This is a genomic window from Pantoea sp. A4 (genome assembly GCF_000295955.2).
Lineage (GTDB): Bacteria > Pseudomonadota > Gammaproteobacteria > Enterobacterales > Enterobacteriaceae > Pantoea > Pantoea multigeneris.
In genome coordinates this window covers 225,230-245,691 of the sequence record NZ_ALXE01000021.1, presented here as the reverse complement: position 1 = coordinate 245,691, position 20,462 = coordinate 225,230, and the positions used below count along the sequence as shown (strand labels likewise).

17 protein-coding genes are annotated in these 20,462 nt (G+C 52.0%); 7 read left to right on the top strand and 10 right to left on the bottom strand.

The annotated features are described in order from the left end of the window. The first annotated feature begins 109 nt into the window (after positions 1-109). The gene (artJ, locus tag B880_RS0108675) at positions 110-841 is read left to right on the top strand and encodes an arginine ABC transporter substrate-binding protein (RefSeq protein ID WP_017347001.1); all 732 of its coding nucleotides are present in this window, start codon (positions 110-112) and stop codon (positions 839-841) included. Positions 842-892: 51 nt separating this feature from the next. Here the strand turns inward: artJ and rlmC are convergent, their stop codons facing one another. From rlmC to B880_RS0108625, 10 genes are all read right to left on the bottom strand, one after another. Then, positions 893-2,017, bottom strand: a complete 1,125-nt coding sequence (rlmC, locus tag B880_RS0108670) for a 23S rRNA (uracil(747)-C(5))-methyltransferase RlmC (RefSeq protein ID WP_017347000.1) — start codon at positions 2,015-2,017, stop codon at positions 893-895. Positions 2,018-2,068: 51 nt separating this feature from the next. Further along, entirely contained in the window at positions 2,069-2,533 is a 465-nt protein-coding gene (locus B880_RS0108665) for a YbjO family protein (RefSeq protein WP_017346999.1), read from the bottom strand. A 66-nt stretch (positions 2,534-2,599) separates the two neighbouring features. Further along, on the bottom strand, positions 2,600-3,445 hold the full coding sequence (gene potI / locus B880_RS0108660) for a putrescine ABC transporter permease PotI (RefSeq protein ID WP_017346998.1): 846 nt from the start codon (positions 3,443-3,445) through the stop codon (positions 2,600-2,602). Then, positions 3,442-4,404 carry a putrescine ABC transporter permease PotH gene (potH, locus tag B880_RS0108655; RefSeq protein WP_017346997.1) on the bottom strand — a complete coding sequence of 321 codons (963 nt, stop codon included), beginning with the start codon at positions 4,402-4,404 and terminating at the stop codon, positions 3,442-3,444. The genes potI and potH overlap by 4 nt, the downstream gene beginning before the upstream one ends. 9 nt (positions 4,405-4,413) lie before the next feature. Next, positions 4,414-5,547, bottom strand: coding sequence for a putrescine ABC transporter ATP-binding subunit PotG (potG, locus tag B880_RS0108650; protein WP_157060534.1), 1,134 nt, complete (start codon positions 5,545-5,547; stop codon positions 4,414-4,416). 121 nt (positions 5,548-5,668) lie between these two features. Further along, on the bottom strand, positions 5,669-6,778 hold the full coding sequence (gene potF / locus B880_RS0108645) for a spermidine/putrescine ABC transporter substrate-binding protein PotF (protein WP_017346995.1): 1,110 nt from the start codon (positions 6,776-6,778) through the stop codon (positions 5,669-5,671). Between the two features lie 380 nt (positions 6,779-7,158). Continuing rightward, positions 7,159-7,641: a YbjN domain-containing protein gene (locus B880_RS0108640; protein ID WP_017346994.1), complete on the bottom strand. Its 483-nt coding sequence runs from the start codon at positions 7,639-7,641 to the stop codon at positions 7,159-7,161. Positions 7,642-7,723: 82 nt separating this feature from the next. Then, entirely contained in the window at positions 7,724-8,629 is a 906-nt protein-coding gene (rimK, locus tag B880_RS0108635; protein ID WP_017346993.1) for a 30S ribosomal protein S6--L-glutamate ligase, read from the bottom strand. A 24-nt stretch (positions 8,630-8,653) separates the two neighbouring features. Beyond that, on the bottom strand, positions 8,654-9,376 hold the full coding sequence (gene nfsA, locus B880_RS0108630; protein ID WP_017346992.1) for an oxygen-insensitive NADPH nitroreductase: 723 nt from the start codon (positions 9,374-9,376) through the stop codon (positions 8,654-8,656). Between the two features lie 15 nt (positions 9,377-9,391). Beyond that, on the bottom strand, positions 9,392-9,643 hold the full coding sequence (locus B880_RS0108625) for a DUF1418 family protein (protein WP_017346991.1): 252 nt from the start codon (positions 9,641-9,643) through the stop codon (positions 9,392-9,394). 207 nt (positions 9,644-9,850) lie between these two features. On the opposite strand from B880_RS0108625, the gene B880_RS0108620 reads away from it, so the two are divergent. The 6 genes from B880_RS0108620 (at position 9,851) to B880_RS0108595 (ending at position 20,458) form a co-directional block, all read left to right on the top strand. Continuing rightward, complete coding sequence (locus tag B880_RS0108620; protein ID WP_017346990.1) at positions 9,851-11,074, top strand: mechanosensitive ion channel family protein; 1,224 nt, start codon at positions 9,851-9,853, stop codon at positions 11,072-11,074. 535 nt (positions 11,075-11,609) lie between these two features. Further along, positions 11,610-13,190, top strand: a complete 1,581-nt coding sequence (locus B880_RS0108615; RefSeq protein WP_017346989.1) for a Hint domain-containing protein — start codon at positions 11,610-11,612, stop codon at positions 13,188-13,190. Positions 13,191-13,192: 2 nt separating this feature from the next. Further along, complete coding sequence (locus B880_RS0108610; protein WP_017346988.1) at positions 13,193-14,944, top strand: hypothetical protein; 1,752 nt, start codon at positions 13,193-13,195, stop codon at positions 14,942-14,944. Next, the gene (locus tag B880_RS0108605) at positions 14,944-16,377 is read left to right on the top strand and encodes a hypothetical protein (protein WP_017346987.1); all 1,434 of its coding nucleotides are present in this window, start codon (positions 14,944-14,946) and stop codon (positions 16,375-16,377) included. Before B880_RS0108610 ends, B880_RS0108605 begins: the two co-directional genes overlap by 1 nt. 21 nt (positions 16,378-16,398) lie before the next feature. Further along, positions 16,399-18,546, top strand: a complete 2,148-nt coding sequence (locus B880_RS0108600) for a hypothetical protein (RefSeq protein ID WP_017346986.1) — start codon at positions 16,399-16,401, stop codon at positions 18,544-18,546. 70 nt (positions 18,547-18,616) lie between these two features. Beyond that, a complete protein-coding gene (locus B880_RS0108595; protein WP_017346985.1) occupies positions 18,617-20,458 on the top strand; it encodes a hypothetical protein in 1,842 nt (613 codons plus the stop codon). The last annotated feature ends 4 nt before the right edge of the window (positions 20,459-20,462 follow it).

Genomic DNA, 20,462 nt, shown 5'->3' with positions numbered 1-20,462 from the left:
CGGGGCGACCCGCCATATAAATACTCATAAATATTGCATAAAGATTCATTTACTGGCATGGTGTAGGCCGTTTTGCGCAGCAATAATAACGTCTTACAGGAGTCCGACCATGAATAAGTGGATCATTGCCGCCGTGTTGGCGACAGTGGCGATTAGCGCCCAGGCTGCGGAAACCATCCGCTTTGCCTCCTCTGCAACCTACCCTCCGTTTGAATCCCTGAACAGTGAAAACCAGATCGCCGGTTACGATATCGATCTGGCAAAAGCGCTGTGTAAGCAGATGCAAGCCGAATGTACTTTTACCAATAACGCCTTTGACAGCCTGATCCCGTCACTGAAATTCCGCCGCTATGACGCCGTGATTTCCGGGATGGATATCACCGCCGAGCGCAGCAAACAGGTCGACTTCACCACCCCGTACTATGCCAACTCCGCCATTGTGATTGCGCACAAAGGCCAGTTCAGCTCGCTGGATCAGCTGAAAGGCAAACGTATTGGTGTGGAAAATGGCACAACGCATCAGAAGTATCTGCAAGAGAAGTTCCCGGGCGTGATCAGCGTACCGTACGACAGCTATCAGAATGCGATTCTTGATCTGAAAAATGGTCGTCTGGATGGCGTGCTTGGCGATACTGCCGTGGTAAACCTGTGGCTGAAAGCGAACCCGGATCTGGCCGGCGTGGGCCAGCACATTACTGACACCAGCTACTTTGGCACCGGTCTGGGTATTGCCGTGCGTAAAGGCAATGAAGCCCTGCGTGATAAGCTGAATGCCGCGCTGGTGGCGATTAAAGCAGACGGCACCCTGGCGAAAATTAACCAGCAGTGGTTCCCGAAATAAAAAATCAATCACCCCTACCCTGCACGGACGCAGGGTAGTGTCCCTCTGGCTTTAAGCCCGCACCAGCAGCGTGAGCACTTCAAAATGCGCGGTATGCGGGAACATATCAAACAGTTGCACCTTACTGACCCGGTAGTCCGGTAAACGGGCGATATCCTGCGCCATGGTATCCGGGTTACAGCTGGAGTAGAGGATATAGTCCGGTGCCATCTGGCTAAGGTAGTTACAGAGTTCCACGCCGATGCCCCGACGTGGCGGATTCACCAGCACCAGCTCCGGCACGGCATCACGCGCAGTGGCGAAAGCGGTAGAATCCAGCGCAGCGAAATCGACCTTTTTCAAGCCGAGCATATCAGCGGAGCGCCGTGCACAAGCAATGGCTTCCGCGCTGATTTCAATCCCGGTCAACTGCATCTCCGGCGTTGCACAGTGCAAGCCAAATCCACCTACGCCGCAAAACAGATCCCACATGCTGGTCACCGCCAACTCACGGACCCAGGTTCTGGCGGTGGCATACAAGGTTGCCGCGACCTGCGGGTTGGTCTGGAAAAAGCTTTGTGGCCGGATCCACAGCGGTACGCCGTTAAAGTTCTCTGCCAGAGATTGCGATTCGGTCAGCGGCACCTCTTCTTCACCTTCCAGAATCGCCATCGGCACCGGCTGAATATTGGCGGAGATCACCGTCAACTGCGGTAACTGTTGCTGCAACCACGGCAGCGCAGCACGCAGCTGCGCCAGCTTGTCATGAGAACGCAGAACAAAACGCAGCATCATGCCGCCCTGGCTGCTTTCGGTCAGCAGCAGGTACTTCAGTTCACCCCGGCGGCGCTGAATGTTGTAAGGCGTCAAACCTGCGCGAGCAATAAAGGGCTTCAGTACGGCAAAAACATCTGCGAAATGGGCCGGATAAAGCGGACATGCGGTCAGATCGACCGGCTCACCGTCACGCGGGACCGCGCCAAATACAGGACGCTCCACGCTGCCGCTGACCACCATTTTCGCCTTATTGCGGAACGCCTCTGGGGCTGAGGTGACAGCGGGCAACCAGGCGGCAACAGGATGCGCAGCCAGCAGTTGCTCCAGTAGGGATTGCTTCTCACTGAGTTGCTGTGAATAGGGTTTTTCCAGCCACTGGCAGGAGCGGCAACGGTGATCGTCAAAAAGGGCGCAGTGCATGGTAAAGCCTGTTATCTGGGGCAAGAGAGCGATAAGCGGGACGCGATTGTATCACCGCTTACGGAAAAATGCGCGACTGCTGGCAGGCACAAACAACAGCATGATCACCAGCGCATCCGGCAGTTTCTGCACCAGCGTATGGTGAATCGCCTCGGCATCACTCTGGCCGGCAAAGCTAAATAATTCCGGATAGACGAAGCCCAGTGATGCCAGCAGCATATAGACCAACACCACGCCCTGCGCCGCAATAAAGCCCCAGCGCGCGCTGTTACGGCCGCGTAGCAGTAGAAAGGCACAGCGCAGTTCATAGAGGAAAATCAGCTGGCTGGCGATGAAGATCAGGGTGGAGTCCCACGCCTGCGCACTGCGGTGGACGAAATTCATCAGCTCGGTAACCCCAAGGGCATCAATCAACATCAGCACACTAAGACAGCGAGTGGTAATGATCGCCACCGCCGCCGTGGTGACGGCCACCGGAGCTAGTGCAACAAAGGGGGTTTTAAAGGTTTCTGACATCTGCGCCACTCCAGAATCAAGGGCTGGCGATGCCAGCCCTTAACATAGTGGCAAAAGTTACGCGTTTCAGCCACGTTTTGCTTTCTGAATATCGCGGATACGCTGCTTTTCTTCGTGTGCCATATAGCGCCAGGCGATAAAACCGACCAGACCGACAATAAACAGAATCAGTGAGGCCAGGGCGTTGATCTCCGGGTTCACGCCACGACGCACCGTGGCAAAAATCGCCATAGGTAAGGTCGTCGCACCCGGTCCGGTCACAAAGCTGGAGATAACCAGGTCATCCAGCGACAACGTAAAGGCCAGCAGCCAGCCCGTGACCAACGCAGGGGCAATCATCGGCACCGTAATCACGAAAAACACCTTCAACGGCGTGGCACCCAGATCCATCGCAGCCTCTTCAATGGAGCGATCCAGCTCGCGCAAACGCGAGTTAATCACCACCGAGACATAGGCAGTACAGAAGGTCACGTGAGCCAACCAGATGGTCAACATACCGCGATCCCCCGGCCAGCCAAAAGCGTTACCCATCGCGACAAACAGCAGCAGCAGCGAAAGCCCGGTGATCACATCGGGCATCACCAACGGGGCGGTCAGCATAAACGCAAAACCGGTATGTCCACGGAAGCGGCCAAAACGCACGATAATCACGGCCGCAATCGTCCCCAGCACCACCGCCATCGAGGCAGAAAGCGCAGCGATGGTCAGGCTAAGCCCCACCGCATCCAGCATCGCGCTGTCCTGGAACAACACGTGATACCAGTGAAACGAGACGTTTTCCCACACCGTCACCAACGGCGAACTGTTGAAGGAGTAAACCACCAGCAGCAGCATCGGGGCATACAGAAACACAAAACCGAGCAGCAAAATCACAATGCGCCACGGCGAACGCACCGCAGGTAAGGTGGTCATGATTTTTCTCCCGCTTCACGATTTTGATGCTTATGGAACCAGATAATCGGCAGGATCAGGATCAGTAAGATAATCACCGCCAGCGCCGAGGCCACTGGCCAGTCACGGTTATTAAAGAACTCCTGCCACAGAATACGGCCAATCATGATGCTGTCCGGGCCACCCAGCAGTTCCGGGATGACGTACTCCCCCACGGCCGGAATGAACACCAGCATCGAACCGGCAATAATGCCGCCTTTGGTCAACGGCACAATCACGCTAAAGAAAGTTCTTAGCGGACGCGCACCGAGATCCAGCGAAGCTTCCACCAGCGAATAGTCAATGCGGGTCAACGCGGTGTAGATTGGCAGCACCATAAACGGCAGATAGCAGTAAACAATGCCGATATACACGGCGGTGTTGGTATAGAGGATCACCAAAGGATGATCGATAACCCCGGCCCACAGCAGGAAGCGGTTAAGGATCCCGTTGTCATTCAGCAATCCCATCCAGGCATAGACGCGCACCAGGAACGAGGTCCATGAAGGCAGGATCACCAACAGCAGCAGAATATTGCGCACTTCCGGTCGGCTATGGGCCACGGCCCAGGCCAGCGGATAGCCAATCAGCAGACAGATAATGGTGGAAATCCCTGCGACCTGCAGTGAATGCAGATAGGCGTCGACATACAGCGGATCGTCAGTCAGTTGCAGATAGTTACCGAAATTCAACACCACATTGAGTTGATCGTCCGCCCAGGTCAGTAAACTGGTGTAAGGCGGGATCGCCCGGGCGATATCGGCAAAGCTGATTTTCAGCACAATTAAAAAAGGCAGCAGGAAAAACAGCGCCAGCCAGACATAGGGCAGCGCAATCACCAGCTTGCGGCCATGCTGCATTTTGACACGCGTGGCCCAGCGGCCTAACGGTGTACCAACCAGCACCGGAGGTTCGGCGCGGCGTGGGGTAAACAAGCTCATCGCAGCTCCTTAAACCGTCAAAACCACACAGCTGTCGGTATCCCAGCACAGCCGAACTTCATCGCCCCAGGTCGGCGCACCTTTGCGGTAGCGATGGGCATTCTGTAGCTGCGCACTGATCATCTGCCCACTGCGCAGACGTACGTGATAGATCGAGAGGTCGCCAAGGTAGGCAATATGCACCACTTCACCCACGGCAAAGTTGCAGCCATCTGCCGGAACCTCTTCGCACAGCATCACTTTTTCCGGGCGTAACGCCACGAACACCGGCACGTTATCCACCACGGAAACGTCAGAATCGACCTTGAGCGGGTGGACCAGACCTGGGCTTTCAATCACCAGGCCATCCGCCTGACGCTCACGCAGTAAACCTTCAAACACGTTGACCGAACCGATAAATTCGGCGCTATAGCGGCTGGTGGGGTTTTCATAAATCTCTTCCGGCTCGCCAATTTGCACAAACTTACCGCGATTCATGATCGCGATACGTCCGGCCATGGTCATCGCCTCTTCCTGGTCGTGGGTGACCATGACACAGGTCGCCCCCACGCGCTCAAGGATATCCACCACTTCCAACTGCATGCGGTCACGCAGTTTTTTATCCAGTGCGCCCATTGGCTCGTCGAGTAACAACAGCTTGGGCCGTTTTGCCAGGCTGCGTGCCAGCGCCACGCGCTGACGCTGTCCGCCGGAGAGCTGATGCGGTTTACGCTTTGCAAACTCCTGCATATGGACCAGGCTCAGCATCTCTTCTACCCGGCTGGCAATTTCAGCCTTTGGCAACTTGTCTTGTTTCAGGCCAAACGCGATGTTTTGCTCCACCGTCATGTGCGGGAACAGTGCATAGGACTGGAACATCATATTGATCGGGCGCTGATAAGGCGGTACGTGCGACAGATCCTGACCGTCGAGAACAATCTGTCCACTGGTGGGCGCTTCGAAGCCTGCCAGCATACGGAGCAAGGTCGATTTGCCACAACCGGAGGCCCCCAGCAGGGCAAAAATTTCGCCTTTGTAGATGGTCAGGCTGACATCATCCACGGCGTGCTGACCGTCAAACGATTTGGTCAGATTGCGAATTTCCAGCAGCGGCGTTAACGCCTTAGCGGTTTTTTGTTGCGGGCGTTGGGTTACATCGTTCACTAACATCTCTCTCCGGCGCTGAGCGGGACAGCACGAAAAAGCCAGCCGCTAAAATGGCAAACAGAGGCCATAAACGCGCCTCTGTTTTCGTCACATTGTAAATCTATCCGTCGACGACGAATTACTTACCACTTTTTACTTTAGTCCATGCACGGGTACGCGCACGATCCAGCTTCGGATCCTGGACTTTCAGCACAAACAGCTTCTTCATCGCATCCGGTGTTGGGTAGATGCCCGGATTGTTACGAATGTCTGCATTAATCAGTGGCAATGACGCGGCGTTACCGTTGGCGTAGTTCATCTTATTGGACACCTCAGCAATCACTTTCGGGTCCATGATGTAGTTCAGCCACTGGTAGGCCTCATCGAGATTTTTAGCGTCTTTCGGGATTGCCATCATGTCGAAGAACGCCAGCGCGCCCTCTTTTGGCACACTGTAGCCCACATGCACGCCGTTTTTCGCGGCATCTGCTCGGTTCTTCGCCTGGAGGATATCGCCAGACCAGCCGATCGCCACACAGATGTTGCCGTTAGCCAGATCGTTAATGTATTGCGAAGAGTGGAAATAACGGATGCTCGGACGCAGTTTCAGCAACAGATCGGTGGCCGCACCGCTGTAGTCTTTGGCATCGCTGCTGTTCGGATCTTTGCCGAGATAGTTCAGCACGGTAGCGAAAATCTCTTCTGGCGCATCGAGGAATGCCACGCCACAGCCTTTTAGTTTGGCCAGATTTTCCGGTTTCAGCACCAGATCCCAGCTGTCAAGCGGGGCATCTTTCCCTAACGCGGCACGGACTTTATCGACGTTATAGCCGATCCCCGTGGTGCCCCACAGATACGGAATGGCGTATTTATTGCCCGGATCGTGCTGGGTCAATTTCGCCATGATATCGGGATCAAGGTTTTTGTAATTCGGTAATTTGCTCTTATCCAGTTCCTGGAAGACACCAGACTGAAGCTGACGCGCCAGGAAGCTGGAAGATGGCACCACTACATCGTAGCCCGTGCTACCTGCCATCAGTTTGCCTTCCAACACCTCGTTGGAATCAAACACGTCATAGGTGACTTTGATGCCCGTCTGTTTTTCAAAGTTCGGCACCACGTCTGGAGCGATATAATCTGACCAGTTATAAACGTGCAGTTCTTTATCTGCCGCCATGCTGCCTGCGGAAACCGCCATCAGCACCCCTGCCACCACAGCCGACAACCATTTTTTACGTTGGTTGATCATGTTTTTTCCATCCTCCTGAGCGGGTCATCATAACGCTGCAAACCTGTGACGAGGCACGCGGGCCCGGCATCACAGCCGACACAATGAATCATTATTCAACTGAAGTTTAATAGCAAAATCCTATATCTGCGTTGAGGTTGCTCGCGTTTCCGCAGCCCCGCCAGCATAGCCCCGCCGATCCTGCGACGCCAGACCTCAGGGTAAAAAACGGTATTCATGCGATGTAATGCATTTTTCTGCTATAGGAATGGGTATTCACGCCATCAGGCGCGATTAAAATCGGGCAATGCGCGGCTAAAGGCAGAATAAAAAGTGGTGGGGTTGAAATGAAAACTGCCGCATAAAGCGGCAGTTGCATCAGAAAGCGAGGAGACGAAATATTAGTGCAACAGCGAGCGTTCTGAGGAGGCTTGCGGACGATCTTCTTCATCTTCGCCCATCATCAGTAAATTATTAGCAAAGGCCTCCATAATCACCATGGAAACCTGCTCCTCACTCTGCTTCATAAAGTGCGAGAACTGGCCGAAGGTCACACCGGCGCTGATGCTGATGGACTGGCACACAATCAGCTTCGGCAGGTTATCATCCTGGATATCCACAAACGCTTTTACCGTCAGGGAACTGGCGTTGATCTGCGACAGATCACCGACCAGTGGGATCAACGCTGTGGGCTTAACTTCTGCCAGCGCAGAGAACAGGATTATGTTGTCCACCAGATCGATTTTTGCGTCAAAAATCCCGTCGAAGTTCTGCATATGCGGCAGGTGCAGTGCCTGACAGGCATCACATTCAAACCAGGTGATGTTTTGTTGATCGAGCCAGTGACGCAGCAGGTCGAGATCCGGTACGACAAGAGAATCCATTGTAAGGTCCCACAGGGTAATATTCTGGCGCAATAGCCTACGGCAAATCTTGCCTTAGCGCCATGAAAACAACCCCGGAGTATCAGGGCTGTACGCTTTTCGGAACATCTTGAGGGCTGGCATGTTGCTCAATCCACTCAATCATCATGTCCGCAATCCGAATGCCGGTGGCGGTTTCCACCCCCTCCAGGCCGGGTGAGGCATTCACCTCCATGATCAGTGGGCCACGCAGTGAACGAAGAATATCCACCCCCGCCACGTCCAACCCGTGAACCCTGGCAGCTTTCACTGCCAGCGCACGCTCCTCGGCGGTGATCTCGACGGCTGTTGCCGTGCCACCGCGATGAAGATTGGAGCGGAACTCTCCCGCTTTGGCTTTTCGTTCAATCGCGGCAACCACTTCATCACCGATCACCAGGCAGCGGATATCCCGTCCCTCCGCCTCTTTAATAAACTCCTGGACCAAAATATGGGCATGCAGGCCGCGAAAAGCGTCAATAACGCTTTCTGCCGCCTGGCGCGTCTCTGCCAGCACCACGCCCACACCCTGAGTTCCTTCCACCAGCTTCACCACCAACGGTGCCCCGCCCACCATCGCGATCAGGTCATCGGTGTCATCTGGCGACGAGGCAAACCCCGTTACCGGCATATTGATCCCGGCGCGCGCCATAATCTGTAATGAACGCAGCTTGTCGCGCGCCTGCATCACCGCAACAGACGTATTGAGAAGGTAAGTGCCACTCATCTCGAACTGGCGCAGTACCGCCGTGCCGTAAAAGGTAATTTTGGTGCCAATCCGGGGGATCACCGCATCAAAATGGCCCAACGGCTCGCCGCGGTAGTGCACGCACGGCGAAGCGACATTGATATTCATATAGCAGGCAAGAGGATTGATCACTTGCACCGAATGGCCACGTTGTTCTGCCGCTTCGCGCAGACGTTTACAGGAGTAGAGACTGCCGTCGTGGGACAGTATGGCCATTTTCATGGTGCTTCCTTTATCTCTCGGGAGTTAGCGGGTTGCCCACCCCTGCTGATGCAGATAGTCGAGCATAAACGGACGCGTCTCTTTAATAATCAGGCGCTGAATCAGCTCGCTCCAGGTTTCGCTGCGCTGGTTGCTGTCACGCTGCTGATAGTAGATCGCAGTGCGGCTATCGTAGTCGGCCAGTACTGTTTGATCCAGAGGCTGGTAACGATTTTCATGCACCAACATGGCCTGTGGAATACGCGGTTTACTGTCCGGCGTGGCAGCCGGATGGCCGATGCAGAAGCCAAACAGCGGCAGGACAAACTTTGGCAGTCCAAGCAGCTCCGTCACCTGGGCAATACTATTACGAATACCGCCAATAAATACGCCACCCAGACCGAGAGACTCCGCCGCAACCATCGCATTTTGTGCCATCAGCGCGGTATCAACACAGCCTAAGAGCAGTTGCTCTGCCCTGCCCAACTGCGCATCCGGGCAGATTTGCAGATGGCGATTGAAATCAGCGCAGAAGACCCAAAACTCAGCCGCCTGTGCCACCCAGGGTTGTCCGCCACTCAAGGTCACCAGCTGTTCACGCACCGCCGGATCGGTAATACGGATAATCGATGAGCATTGCAGGAAGCTGGAGGTGGAGGCCGCCTGCGCCGCAGCAATGATCGCCGTGCGCTGTGCTTCAGTAATGGCTTCTGGTGTAAAACTGCGAACAGAACGGTGACTACAAAGTAAATCAATGGTCGGGGTCATACTCTCTCCAAATAACTATTTTTTATCGCGCGGCTGATCAAACAGCTGCGGTGCCATTGCTTGTGCCGTTCGCCATGCAATCAGCCAGCAAGAGGGCAGCATCAGGGCAATGCCCACCACGCTGAGGATAATTGCCAGGGTTTTGCGTTCAAACATGGCGGGCGTGGGCAGCCACTGGTTCACCACCAACAGGGCAATAATCAGCAACAGGCCACCGACCGCTTCCAGCAGCAGGACCTTTTTCGGTAACCGCATAATATTTCGCATCTGTCTCTCTCCTGCTTGCGCATGAGGCCTCGAGCCCCATTCATGCTTCAACTATCGCACAACTGGCGGAGAGAGGTTAGCAGGCTATGCCTCTGCCCGTTGAACAGCTTGAGGGTTCAGGCCCGATTAATTTAGGATGGGGATTCGCAAATCGCCGTTATGCAGTTTATGCTGCATTCGAACCTGGACATCATTTAAGCGACAAATATGACTTTTCTGCACGACACACTGCACTTTATTCAACAAAATCCGCTGCTGGCGATCAGTTTCAATATCGTTTTATTGGTTGCAGCGGGCTTGATTGCGCACCTGTTGTGCAAATTTTTTATTGTCAAAGTGGTACGCAAACTGTTTTTTAGCAGCCACAAGAACAGCGTACCGCTGGATAAAGATGTCCGTATTTCAGAAAAGCTGTCTAATTTTCTTCCGGTGATCATTGTTTACTATTTGTTGCAGTTTATGACCGACCTGCCGCAACATATCGTGATCGCCATCACCACCGTGTGCGGCATCCTGTTTTTTATCTATCTCTCATTATTTCTCAACGAGTTGCTGGAGATCATCAACAACTCCTACGCCAAAAAGACGCGGCGTAAAAACCACTCAATTAAAGGCTACATTCAGATTGGAAAAATCGGGGTACATATTGTCTCCGCCATCATGATTGTGGCTATTATGTCCAACAAGTCACCGGTTATTATTATCTCCAGTCTTGGCGCGGTGGCCGCAGTATTAATGTTGGTGTTTCAACATACGTTATTATCCCTGGTGGCTAACATTCAGGTCTCGTCTAACGATGTATTACAGTTAGGGGACTGGATCGAGATGCCTGATAATGGCATTAGCGGTGAAGTGATTGATATCGCCTTGCACACCATTACGGTGCGCAACTGGGATAATACGCTGTCACGTATTCCCACCAAAAATTTCCTCACTGAAACCTATACCAACTGGCAGTCCATGTTTTCCTCGGGCGCACGGCGAATTATGCGCAGTTTTTATCTCGACCAGCAGTCAATCTGCTTTGCCACGCAGGAGATGCTGCAATCGCTGTCAGAGTTGAAACTCGCCAGTGAGCCCCTCTCCGCGCTACTGGATGGCCGCGATATCAGTGTGGTTAGCGACCGCTGGCTGGCCGATGAAGGGATTACCAACCTGACGATCATGCGCAAATATCTCACCCACTACCTGCGCCAGCGTGCTGATATTCATCAGGATATGTATGTCGTGGTGCGCGCGTTAAAGCCCGCGCCGGATGGCCTGCCGATTGAAATTTACTGCTTCTCCACTTCGACGGCCTGGATTGACTATGAGAATACCCAGGGGGAAATTTTCGAATACATCTACGCAATACTCGGTCACTTCTCCCTGCGCATTTACCAACACCCTGCGGGTTGGGATATGGCGCAAATCGGTACCGTCCGCCGTTAAGCCCCCTTTCAACTGGCTCATGGTTTGAGCCAGTTATCTCTGTCATCGATATGAAAAACTGATACTTACCTTACCAGGACTTTACCCAAACCATTAAAAAACATTAGTTATATTACTCATATAAACATCTAATAGTATCCAGTAAAAATTAAAATAAAAAATACAATCAATAAAAAACAACAAGTTAAAAATAATGCAATAATCATCCGCATGATTAGTCACAACAAAATCGTTAGACAGTTAAATTTTACTGATCTGACTATTGTGTAAACGTATTGCCGCTGCTATGTTCTTTCATAACAAAATCTAAACATAAACGTTGCGCGATATTTGCAACGCCTTGAAGACTCTTTTTGCCACTCCAGGCCGACGTTGTGCGTCAGGTTCTCTGTCGCTGTGCGGAAATCATCAGATATTGACCAAGGCTAGAGCCTGCCTCTTAAGCCATTGCTGCTGCGTGGAAAAAACGCGCCCATTCTCTGCGCCTGTTTTCCAACCCGTATTTTACTGCTGCGTGATAACGCGGGATAACATCATGCCTGATGCAAATATGAGTCCCCTGGAAAACCAGGTAATTAAATCCGTGATTAATCAATATGCTAATCAGGGTATTTTTAATCTCGATTTAGATGATCCGCTACTGGCTGAATTTTATGCCTTACAGCTCCGGTTAGCCGAGGTAAATAGCCATCGCTATCCGGCATTTATGCAGCAATATCAGCACTCCCAACGCAATATTTTGCGTGGCAGTCTGTCTCAGGCAGAAAGTGATAATGCCAAACCCGTGTACAGCCTGTTTGCCTTGGGCAGAGACACCAACGGCACGGCTACCGCCAGCGCACTGGCCTCGTTACCGGTTTCCGCTACTAACGTCACACAAACGCTGGGTTTCTTTGATAATCAAGGACAAAGTAAAGGCAAGGTGGCGCTTAACAAATCCTATATCACTACCAGCAACTGCGTGATTCAGGCAGAAGGTGCGGCGGATGCACAACTGGATAATAACTGTGTTATTTACACGTTTTCTCAAACAATCAACGGGGCAACCAGCTATGGCGCAGAGATCGTTTATAACCAGAGTTATCCGCAGCTAATTACTAACGATTCACCTAAAGCATTGACCAATCAGCAACTGATTAAAGTTTGCCTGTCGCGTAATGAGATCGATTGCACCTATTTTGATCATGGTGGGCCCTGGGGTGGCGTGGTCAGAGTGCCGATTAAAGGCAGTATCACCTATTTTGACAATATCGATATGCAAGGGGGCAAGCCGGTTAATGCCTTTAACGATATTTATCTGGTTCGTGAGCGGGCCGGTGGTTCGCCCACCGCTTCTGTCATCAGCAACCCGATATTTAACACTGCAGGCACCACATGCGCGGGCAATAAAATTAGCTGGGATCTCGACTGGCTGCCGTTTAAACAGGTCGACTTCAGTTCCGGGGAACGGGTTTATTACATTTTCAAAGTGAGCCTCTCGGTGGGGGGGAGAGATATTGTTACCTTTATCACTAACGCCCCCGCCAGTGTGGTGCCAGAGCAGCCGTTTCTCAATACCCAAAAGATTCCACCGATGCAGATTGTCTACGGCTGCCTGGGTGGTGACAGTCTGATTCAACTGGAAGACGGGAGCGAAAAACCGCTACGTGAGATGCGCATTGGCGAATGGGTGCGATCACACGACCAACGTAGCCTGCGCGTGGAAGATGTTCCGGTGGGCAAGGAACCCCAGGCGCTACAGATCACCCTGCAAAAACAACAGATTATCGCCACATCCGGCCATCCATTCTGTACTCCGCAGGGTATTTTACTGGCGCGCGAACTGGAACCAGGACAGAAACTGCTCACTGCCCAGGGTGAGGGTGAAGTGGTGGCTATCACCCCACTCGACCATGAAATCGACGTCTTCAACCTGCATCTCTCCTGCGACGACCCCATCGGCGCGGGGCTGGAGGGGAATAGCACCTTCTATGCCAACGGCATTCTGGTGGGAGACAGCCAGATGCAGCGTGATTATGAAGATGCCTGGCATCAGCGCCCGGTTAACGTGCTGGCAGAACTCCCACCAGAGTGGCATCAGGATTACCACAACTACCTTGCCGCGAACCGGAGATAACCATGTATCAGGGCTATCCCGATTTTCAGCAGATGCTCACCAGCGATAAACAGCGGCTGGTCGCCAGCTATCAGCAGGCAGGTAACTGGTATGTCTACCCGGAGAATCTGGCCATCCTCAGTGAACAGCCGCTGGCCTTTGCGCTGGATGTGGTACTGAGTTACAGCGAAGAATTTATCTATGGCCGCCTGGATTTTACCCCGGTGTTGCAGTACGCCAGCCCAGCGTCTTTAGACGAATTTCGTCAACATCATCCCGGCGACAGGGTGCAGATTTTACCCATTCAGCCCGGTTACCTCGGCTTTAGCCCGCCGCGGGGGATGTCTGCTCCGTTTACGGCGCAACACTATGAAGCGGTATGGTATTCCGCGCAGGATATCCAGTTCATGCTGCTACTGGATAGCGACAATACCCAGCTGATTGAACGCACCTTACGCGATAACATTATTGGCTTTTCTGCCCGCATGGACGGTTACGTTACCGGGGTTTCTCCCCGCCTCGATTACACCATCAGCTGTGATGCCGCCGCGCTGATCGGCGCACTGGCCGCAGGCATTAAAGAGAGTCATATCCTGCCGGATGGCAACATCGCGTTTAATTATGCGCAACTGACTGAGTATTTGTTTGAACACCTGTTCCTGCTTCCTCTCCAGTTTGATCCGTTGGTCCGGGAGCCAGACGTTGCCTTGGTGCGGCTGCTCAGCGAGACACTGCTTGATCGCCTGTTTAACCGCTTCGGCGCTCAACTGGCAGGTAGTGCAACGGACAATCAGTGCTGGATCAGCCTGAGTCGCCCGGCAGCGGGTCGTGAGATTTTTGATCTGCAACGGGAAGTGCTGACCCAGCGCCCGCTCTGTTTCCAGTTTGATCCTTTTACCGCCGCGCAGCAGATAGCCGGGGCCAGGCCTGACGAGATTATTCATCGCATTACCGCACCGCCAATCCCAGCGGATCACCTGGCGATCACCCTGATCTATGTCTGGCCCGAAGGATTATCACCAGACGCTGCACTGGACGTTCAGGTGCGTATTCCCCCGGGGAATCTCTACCCGCAGCAACAGAGCCTCACCCAGTCCCTGCGCCCTGATGCTTCGCAGCTTGCATTTTTGTTCCGTAACAACAGTTCCCAGCCGAATGGCGACTATCACTATCAGCCACTGCTGACGGTCTTTGGTAGCGAAAACCACCTCAATTTTCCCGGCGTTGCGCGCCTGTTTCATGGCAGTACCGCAGTGGTGGATTACCGTCTGCTGCCGGTTGGTTTTTTCCGACTGGAAGCAGACAGCGAATTGCTGCAACACAGCCGCTTAACCGGCACGTTCTCTTCGGGGGAAATCACACAGGATTTTATCCTCGACAGCGAAAACCCTGCATTTTGCGCCCCGCAGATTGCTGAACTGAGCCTGGCGACCGTGGTAGCGCATCAGCTTGAGGGCGACGGACAGGTGATTTTGCCTGACGCTATCACCCAGTCAGGCCGAATTGGCCTGGCCAGCTTTCCACAGTACGGCGCACATCAGGCCACGATTCAGGTGCAACTCCCGGCACATCTTACCTCCGTGACGCTCTTTTTCGTCAGTGAAGAGGGGTTGTATAACGAGGCCAACGTTTTTACCCACCAGCAACCTGAGTTTATTTATCACTGGCGCGTGTCCTCGCTTTATCACTCGCGTTACCGCTACCGCATCGGTGACAACGGCGCATGGTCTGCATGGGTCGCAGGTAACCAAACCATTATGATTGGAGCTGAATAATGAGCAGTGAATTTCTCGATCCGGCCACCAGCCTCGAGCACTTTTTTATCCTGAATCCGGCTCTGGCGTTTCACGATCAGCGTGACGAAACGCTGCAATACCGCTATGCCAGAGCCAGTGTCGATTTGGTCACTGCTAACGGCAGCAGCAAAACCAGTTCGCTAAAGCTCATCACCAGCACGGCTGGCGGTCTGGCCACCTTTATCGTACCCAATTTAGCGCTGGATCCCGCCCCACTGGAGAGTTACATCCGCCAGCATTTCCTCAACGGATCGCAAAAACCGACCTTAAGTTTGCTGGATGTCGCCCACGCGATGGGTCTGAAGTTTGTGCGGGATGACGCCAGCGATTACAGCGTGCCGTTTGAACAGAACCAGATGCCACTCACCCATGGCGAAAGTGGGCAGTTGGCGGAGGCTATTCAAGGTAAAGAGAACCGGGTATGGCTGCAAACCACCAGTGAGTTCAGCGTATTGTGCGAATCCCAGGCCGAATTGCGTGCGGACTGGCTCGCCGTTTTACACCGGGCACTGGCCGAGGATAAGAAACAGCGCGAACAGCTTGAGGTGCTGCTGGAGCAGCTCATCACTGAGGGCAATGCCGGACTGCTTGAGGAGTATAAAAACAGCCCCTCGGCAAAATCCCGCGCGGAAACCCGACAAGGCGTGATCTCACTGGCCGCGTTATCCCTTGCCAGCAAGTTACGCAATGTCGACGATCCCAGCCAGCTACCTGACGAAGCGGATTATGAATTTATCTACACCGGCAGCTCTCCACAGCGCTATCGCCTTTACCATGAAATCGATATTGCCCCCATTTTGGGTTACCTGCCCTACAGTTCGATTGTCAGCAGCAGTAAAACGCCATTGCCCGAACCAGACCGCAATGGACAGCCCGGCGAGGAAAAACAGTGTCATTTCACGCTGGATGTGAACGCGTCTAAGCTGGGTATCTCAGGCGTTGAACTCAGTTGGGGTGATGAGAGCTTATCACTCTCCTGGCCTCTGTTCCCCGCCGAAACCATTACGGCAGAGGCAAATATCACCACGCTCACGCTGGAAATTACCTACGGTGATTACAGTAAATTTATCAGCGTGCTCGACTGGGAAGAAAATATTACCTTAACCGCTGAAGATATCGGTTGGTATAACGTCCTTTTCGATGCCAATAGCCTGAGCGCAAAATTTAAAAATATCACGGGGAATGCAACCTACATCCCCTCTCAAGTGGGAATAAACAAGAAAACCCACTCATTTTCATTTAATAACCAAATCTGGCAGTCAGAGTGGTTACTTAATACCTATTCCAGCATAGCCGATGGGCACATTGAATATCGCTGGCAAGGAAAAACCAGCGGATTAATTCCCACCGACTATGATTCGGGTCTGCAACAAGCCACTACATCACCGATCACCCTGCAATATAATAAGTAGTTTAATCATGAGGAATAAAGTATGTTAAACAGCCTACAACGTATTTCCGTTAAGATTAAAACTGAAGAATATCTTGGCAGAAAAGATTATGCTTATACCTGTTTTGGCGACAGCGACGATAAAAACATCTGGTATGTCGTGCCGGAAATTCCGGTATTCACCAAGAAAGATAATGGCGGCCCGAACTTTATGTTCTATAAATATTTCGGGGAAGAGCAGGAAGGTGGCTACGCAATGTTTAGCGTCATGCTTCCACAGCCAACAGAAGAGCTTAAATCACAAATTAAAGTACAACTGCTAGGTGACGAACTCACTAACCAGTTAAAAGCCAAATCAAAACTGATTGTAATATATGCGAAGGCCACCGCGGATTATGCTGCTAATCCAAACGATAAAGCCAAAAAAGAGGCGAAAGATAAGGCACTAAAAGATACCGGCCTCACCGATCAACAGGCCAGTGAATATCTGAAGAAATATGATAAAACCGCAGGTGATGATCAGTTTTTAGTCGACCTGATGCCGTCAGGTGCGTCTGCCATTAAACTGATACAGCCAAGCTATACCGCCGCGAATGCGACACTGATCATGGATAATAACAAAGATTATTATCGCGAAATCCCAACCGATCAGCATCCTTCTGGCCTCGGTGATAACAATACGATTTTCAGCCTTTCATTAACCAAAGATGGTGCTCAGATTTTCGAAAATGTGTTGAGAGGTAGCACGGACGGTTCCAGCGTGGGCATCCGCTTTGATTTCAATATCAATGCATTGCTGCCTGCCGCGACGGTCACAGTTAAATACGATCAAAAAATCACCAAGTCACTGGTGCTAGAAACCAGTCATCACACCTGGTCGGCTGATGAGAAAAAAATTACGCAATCATTTTATGAAAAAGAAGCAATCGTCGTTAAACCAGAATTTAAATTGACCGCCGCCGATCTGGGCATGACCGGTGACCAGTATAACAAATGGACGGAAAACCTGACCAAATGGGGTCAAACTCAGGTAGAGCAAATTCTGAGTAGCCAGACCGGACTGGATTTTGGTCTGAATCTATTAAACGATGCCGGTGAATATCGTAAATTCCAGGAGAGTTTAGACCAAACCAAAGATTTTACCCGGGTTTACGAACAAAACTCCGCTGTCGCTTTTTCTATTTATCCACAAGAAATCCTCCCTTCAATCACGTCACTGGTGGGAGAGGAGAAAGTCGATGAGTATTTCAAAGCCTATAACCTCGACGATCCTTTCTTTAAAGATTTCCAGCCTGCCTTTATCGTACCATCGGATCTGGAAAAATATCATATTTCCAATGTCATCGTGAATGCTAAGTATAACGGTGATGTCGACACTTTAATTTTCAATAAAGATAAACCCAGCGAGCAGTCGACTAAAAGGTGGCATTTAGATCAGAAAATTGGCCGTACGCTGAGCTATAACTACGAAGTCACGTTTACCGGCGGCGGAGCGGAATATTATCAGTCTGATGAAATCACCGTCTCCGACAAACTGGCCATCCCGCTGGATATCGTCGATAACAGTGGGCTGGTTTACGCTGAGATTCTGCCAATTATTCAGCCGGGTGACTGGGATCTGTTCCGGCAGATTAAAGTGCTGGCGGAGTTCTCTGACAGCGCCCACGGCATTCCCCCTTTCAGTAAACCCAGCATTATTACACGGGAAAAATCGCCAGAGCCGATTCTGTTTGCCGTAGGCAAAGATTACACCGCTCCCCTTTACTACAGCCTTGAATACAGCCTGACCAACGGTGATATTTTCGTCCCCGTTCCGGACACCGGTGAAACCAATCCGCAACTCCCTGGCTATGTTGGCACGCATGGCCAGCAAATTCAGGTCGAGAATGCTCTGCCTTTTGTGCAGGATTACACCTACATCATCACCGAATCAGGGGAAAAGGACGTTTCGCAGGTGGTGCTGAAAGTCACCGTTGAAGATAAAACTCACCAGCTCACGCAGAGTAAACAGATCATCCTGAAAGATTTCAATGGCGATGCCAAAGTCGATACGATCTCCTTCCATCTCGCCGGGTCCCCAGCCAAATTAAACATTCACGCCAGCTACCAGGCCACGATTGTTTATAAAACCGGCACACCAAAAACCCTCAAAGAGGATATTGAAAACGAGCTAATTAATTTCGAAGTTTAACGCAGCAATCATGATGGCAGCCCCACTGCGGGCTGCCATCCAATGATCTTACTCTGAGGGTGATCCGGTCATGTCACAATCGCGTCGCTTTGATAACAGCTTAAGCAGTCATGACGTGCTGTTTATTGCCGCCAATGAACAGCAGACGATCTTTTATTACTGCGCCGGGCTGCCGCGGCTGCGGCTTGATAATGCTGATCACCCGGCTATCACCTATACCATTTACCGCAACGCCCAGCAGAGTGAGACCGTTTATTACGCCATGCTAAATCTGCAAAGCGTATTAACCTGCACTTATGCTCAGGCCGAGGCGGCAGCACGTGAGCACAGAGAGATTCCGGCTGAGGCGATTCTGCTGCCACTGCAGGTCACAGCGTGTCATGTCACGCTGGATATCACGGGTTTTATACCCACCACCGTTTTTCCAGCCGCGCAGAACACCACGCAGAACTGTTTGATGGCGGTCAAGTTTAGCGACACGGCTGAAATAGAAACGTTCAAAGCACTGCTACGCCAGCCAACCACCACACCGCTGGCGGTGAGTTATAAAATTGATTATATCCAGCAATTACCGCCCTCAACCTTTGAATTAATCGCGGAGTGGCAACAGGTTTATACCTATCTTGAAGAACACGTTGGCTTTAATTTCTTACTGTTCAGTGTGGATATCGAGAAAATATCCAGCCTGCTGATTACCGAACACTACGTAACGATCAAAACGCGTATTGTTGATCCCGGTAGCATCGTCGAACAGGCAGGACGAGAACTGACACAAATATTATTGGCGGAATTCTTTAGCCCGGTATTTACCCCTCCGACACCGCAGCATGCTGACCGTGTTGGTTTCTACCTGCAAAAGATCACGCAACATGATTACAGCCAACGCCAGCTCAGCGCGAGGCTGGAAGAGTACAGTGCGGTAAAACGCGCCATTTATCCGCAGGCCCTGCTGGCACAGATGGTGGATGCCGAAAATTATCAGGCCGAACGGATCATTCAGCAGCAAGACATCAGCGATGATTTTTTCACCCGACGTAAAGTGACGTTTCATCTGTTAGAAACCGAACTGGACAGCAATATTTTGCTGCTGCTGCTCAACGTACGCTACGGGGAAAAAGACCACAACTACACCTTCAACCAGGAAGATGTTGCCAGTAAAACCTTTTCCGTACCCGCGATTATTGATGCGGATAAAGCCATGCGTTGGCCGGTAGCGTACCAGTTTAGCCTCTATTTCCGTACCGCGATTGCGGGGATCAGTGAGGTCCACTCCGACTGGCAAGAAACCTCTCTGGAAGAGGCGTGGATCGATGCGGCTGCGCTCTACAGCCAGTATCATTTCAGCTTTTTGGCCGTACCGGGGTTTAACTGGCAATGGTACTCACAAGTGACGCTAAATGTGGCCTGTACCCAATACAGCGAAAGCCAGAGACCGGTGGCACAGAGCCTGATATTAACCGAGCAGGCCCCCACTGCGGCGTGGCCAGTGATGCTACCGGGCATCGAAAATTTTCAATTCAGCTTGAAGGCGGAGTATCAACGCGTTGCCGGGCTGCCGCATTTACCTGCCACACTCCACTACCCCATTGGCCAGCAGGCGATGTTGTACTCATCGCTGTTCCCGCAGCGTAGTTTGTTGATCTCCGCCAGTGCCGACTGGCAGCAGATCCGGCAGATACAAGCCATCGTGCAATTCCGCTGCGGCGACAGCACCACGCCAATCCTCAAGCAGACGTTTTTATTCAATCAGGACCGTGCGTCTCCCCAGCTTTTTAGCGCCGATCAACCCGATCCCGAACGCAGAACCCTCACCCTGCTCGTAGTGATCGATTATCTGTCTGCGGAAAAAAAGTCCGAACAATACCCTCTCTCAACTGATGAAGATGCCATTGATATCACCCAGCGTGATTAAGGAA

Coding starts and splice junctions, on each gene's coding strand:
- B880_RS0108640 (WP_017346994.1), bottom strand. CDS start 7,641: ATGGATTCTCTTGTCGTACCGGATCTCGACCTGCTGCGTCACTGGCTC.
- B880_RS0108605 (WP_017346987.1), top strand. CDS start 14,944: ATGAGCAGTGAATTTCTCGATCCGGCCACCAGCCTCGAGCACTTTTTT.
- potF (WP_017346995.1), bottom strand. CDS start 6,778: ATGATCAACCAACGTAAAAAATGGTTGTCGGCTGTGGTGGCAGGGGTG.
- potI (WP_017346998.1), bottom strand. CDS start 3,445: ATGACCACCTTACCTGCGGTGCGTTCGCCGTGGCGCATTGTGATTTTG.
- nfsA (WP_017346992.1), bottom strand. CDS start 9,376: ATGACCCCGACCATTGATTTACTTTGTAGTCACCGTTCTGTTCGCAGT.
- rlmC (WP_017347000.1), bottom strand. CDS start 2,017: ATGCACTGCGCCCTTTTTGACGATCACCGTTGCCGCTCCTGCCAGTGG.
- B880_RS0108665 (WP_017346999.1), bottom strand. CDS start 2,533: ATGTCAGAAACCTTTAAAACCCCCTTTGTTGCACTAGCTCCGGTGGCC.
- B880_RS0108625 (WP_017346991.1), bottom strand. CDS start 9,643: ATGCGAAATATTATGCGGTTACCGAAAAAGGTCCTGCTGCTGGAAGCG.
- rimK (WP_017346993.1), bottom strand. CDS start 8,629: ATGAAAATGGCCATACTGTCCCACGACGGCAGTCTCTACTCCTGTAAA.
- B880_RS0108595 (WP_017346985.1), top strand. CDS start 18,617: ATGTCACAATCGCGTCGCTTTGATAACAGCTTAAGCAGTCATGACGTG.
- B880_RS0108615 (WP_017346989.1), top strand. CDS start 11,610: ATGCCTGATGCAAATATGAGTCCCCTGGAAAACCAGGTAATTAAATCC.
- B880_RS0108600 (WP_017346986.1), top strand. CDS start 16,399: ATGTTAAACAGCCTACAACGTATTTCCGTTAAGATTAAAACTGAAGAA.
- B880_RS0108620 (WP_017346990.1), top strand. CDS start 9,851: ATGACTTTTCTGCACGACACACTGCACTTTATTCAACAAAATCCGCTG.
- B880_RS0108610 (WP_017346988.1), top strand. CDS start 13,193: ATGTATCAGGGCTATCCCGATTTTCAGCAGATGCTCACCAGCGATAAA.
- artJ (WP_017347001.1), top strand. CDS start 110: ATGAATAAGTGGATCATTGCCGCCGTGTTGGCGACAGTGGCGATTAGC.
- potH (WP_017346997.1), bottom strand. CDS start 4,404: ATGAGCTTGTTTACCCCACGCCGCGCCGAACCTCCGGTGCTGGTTGGT.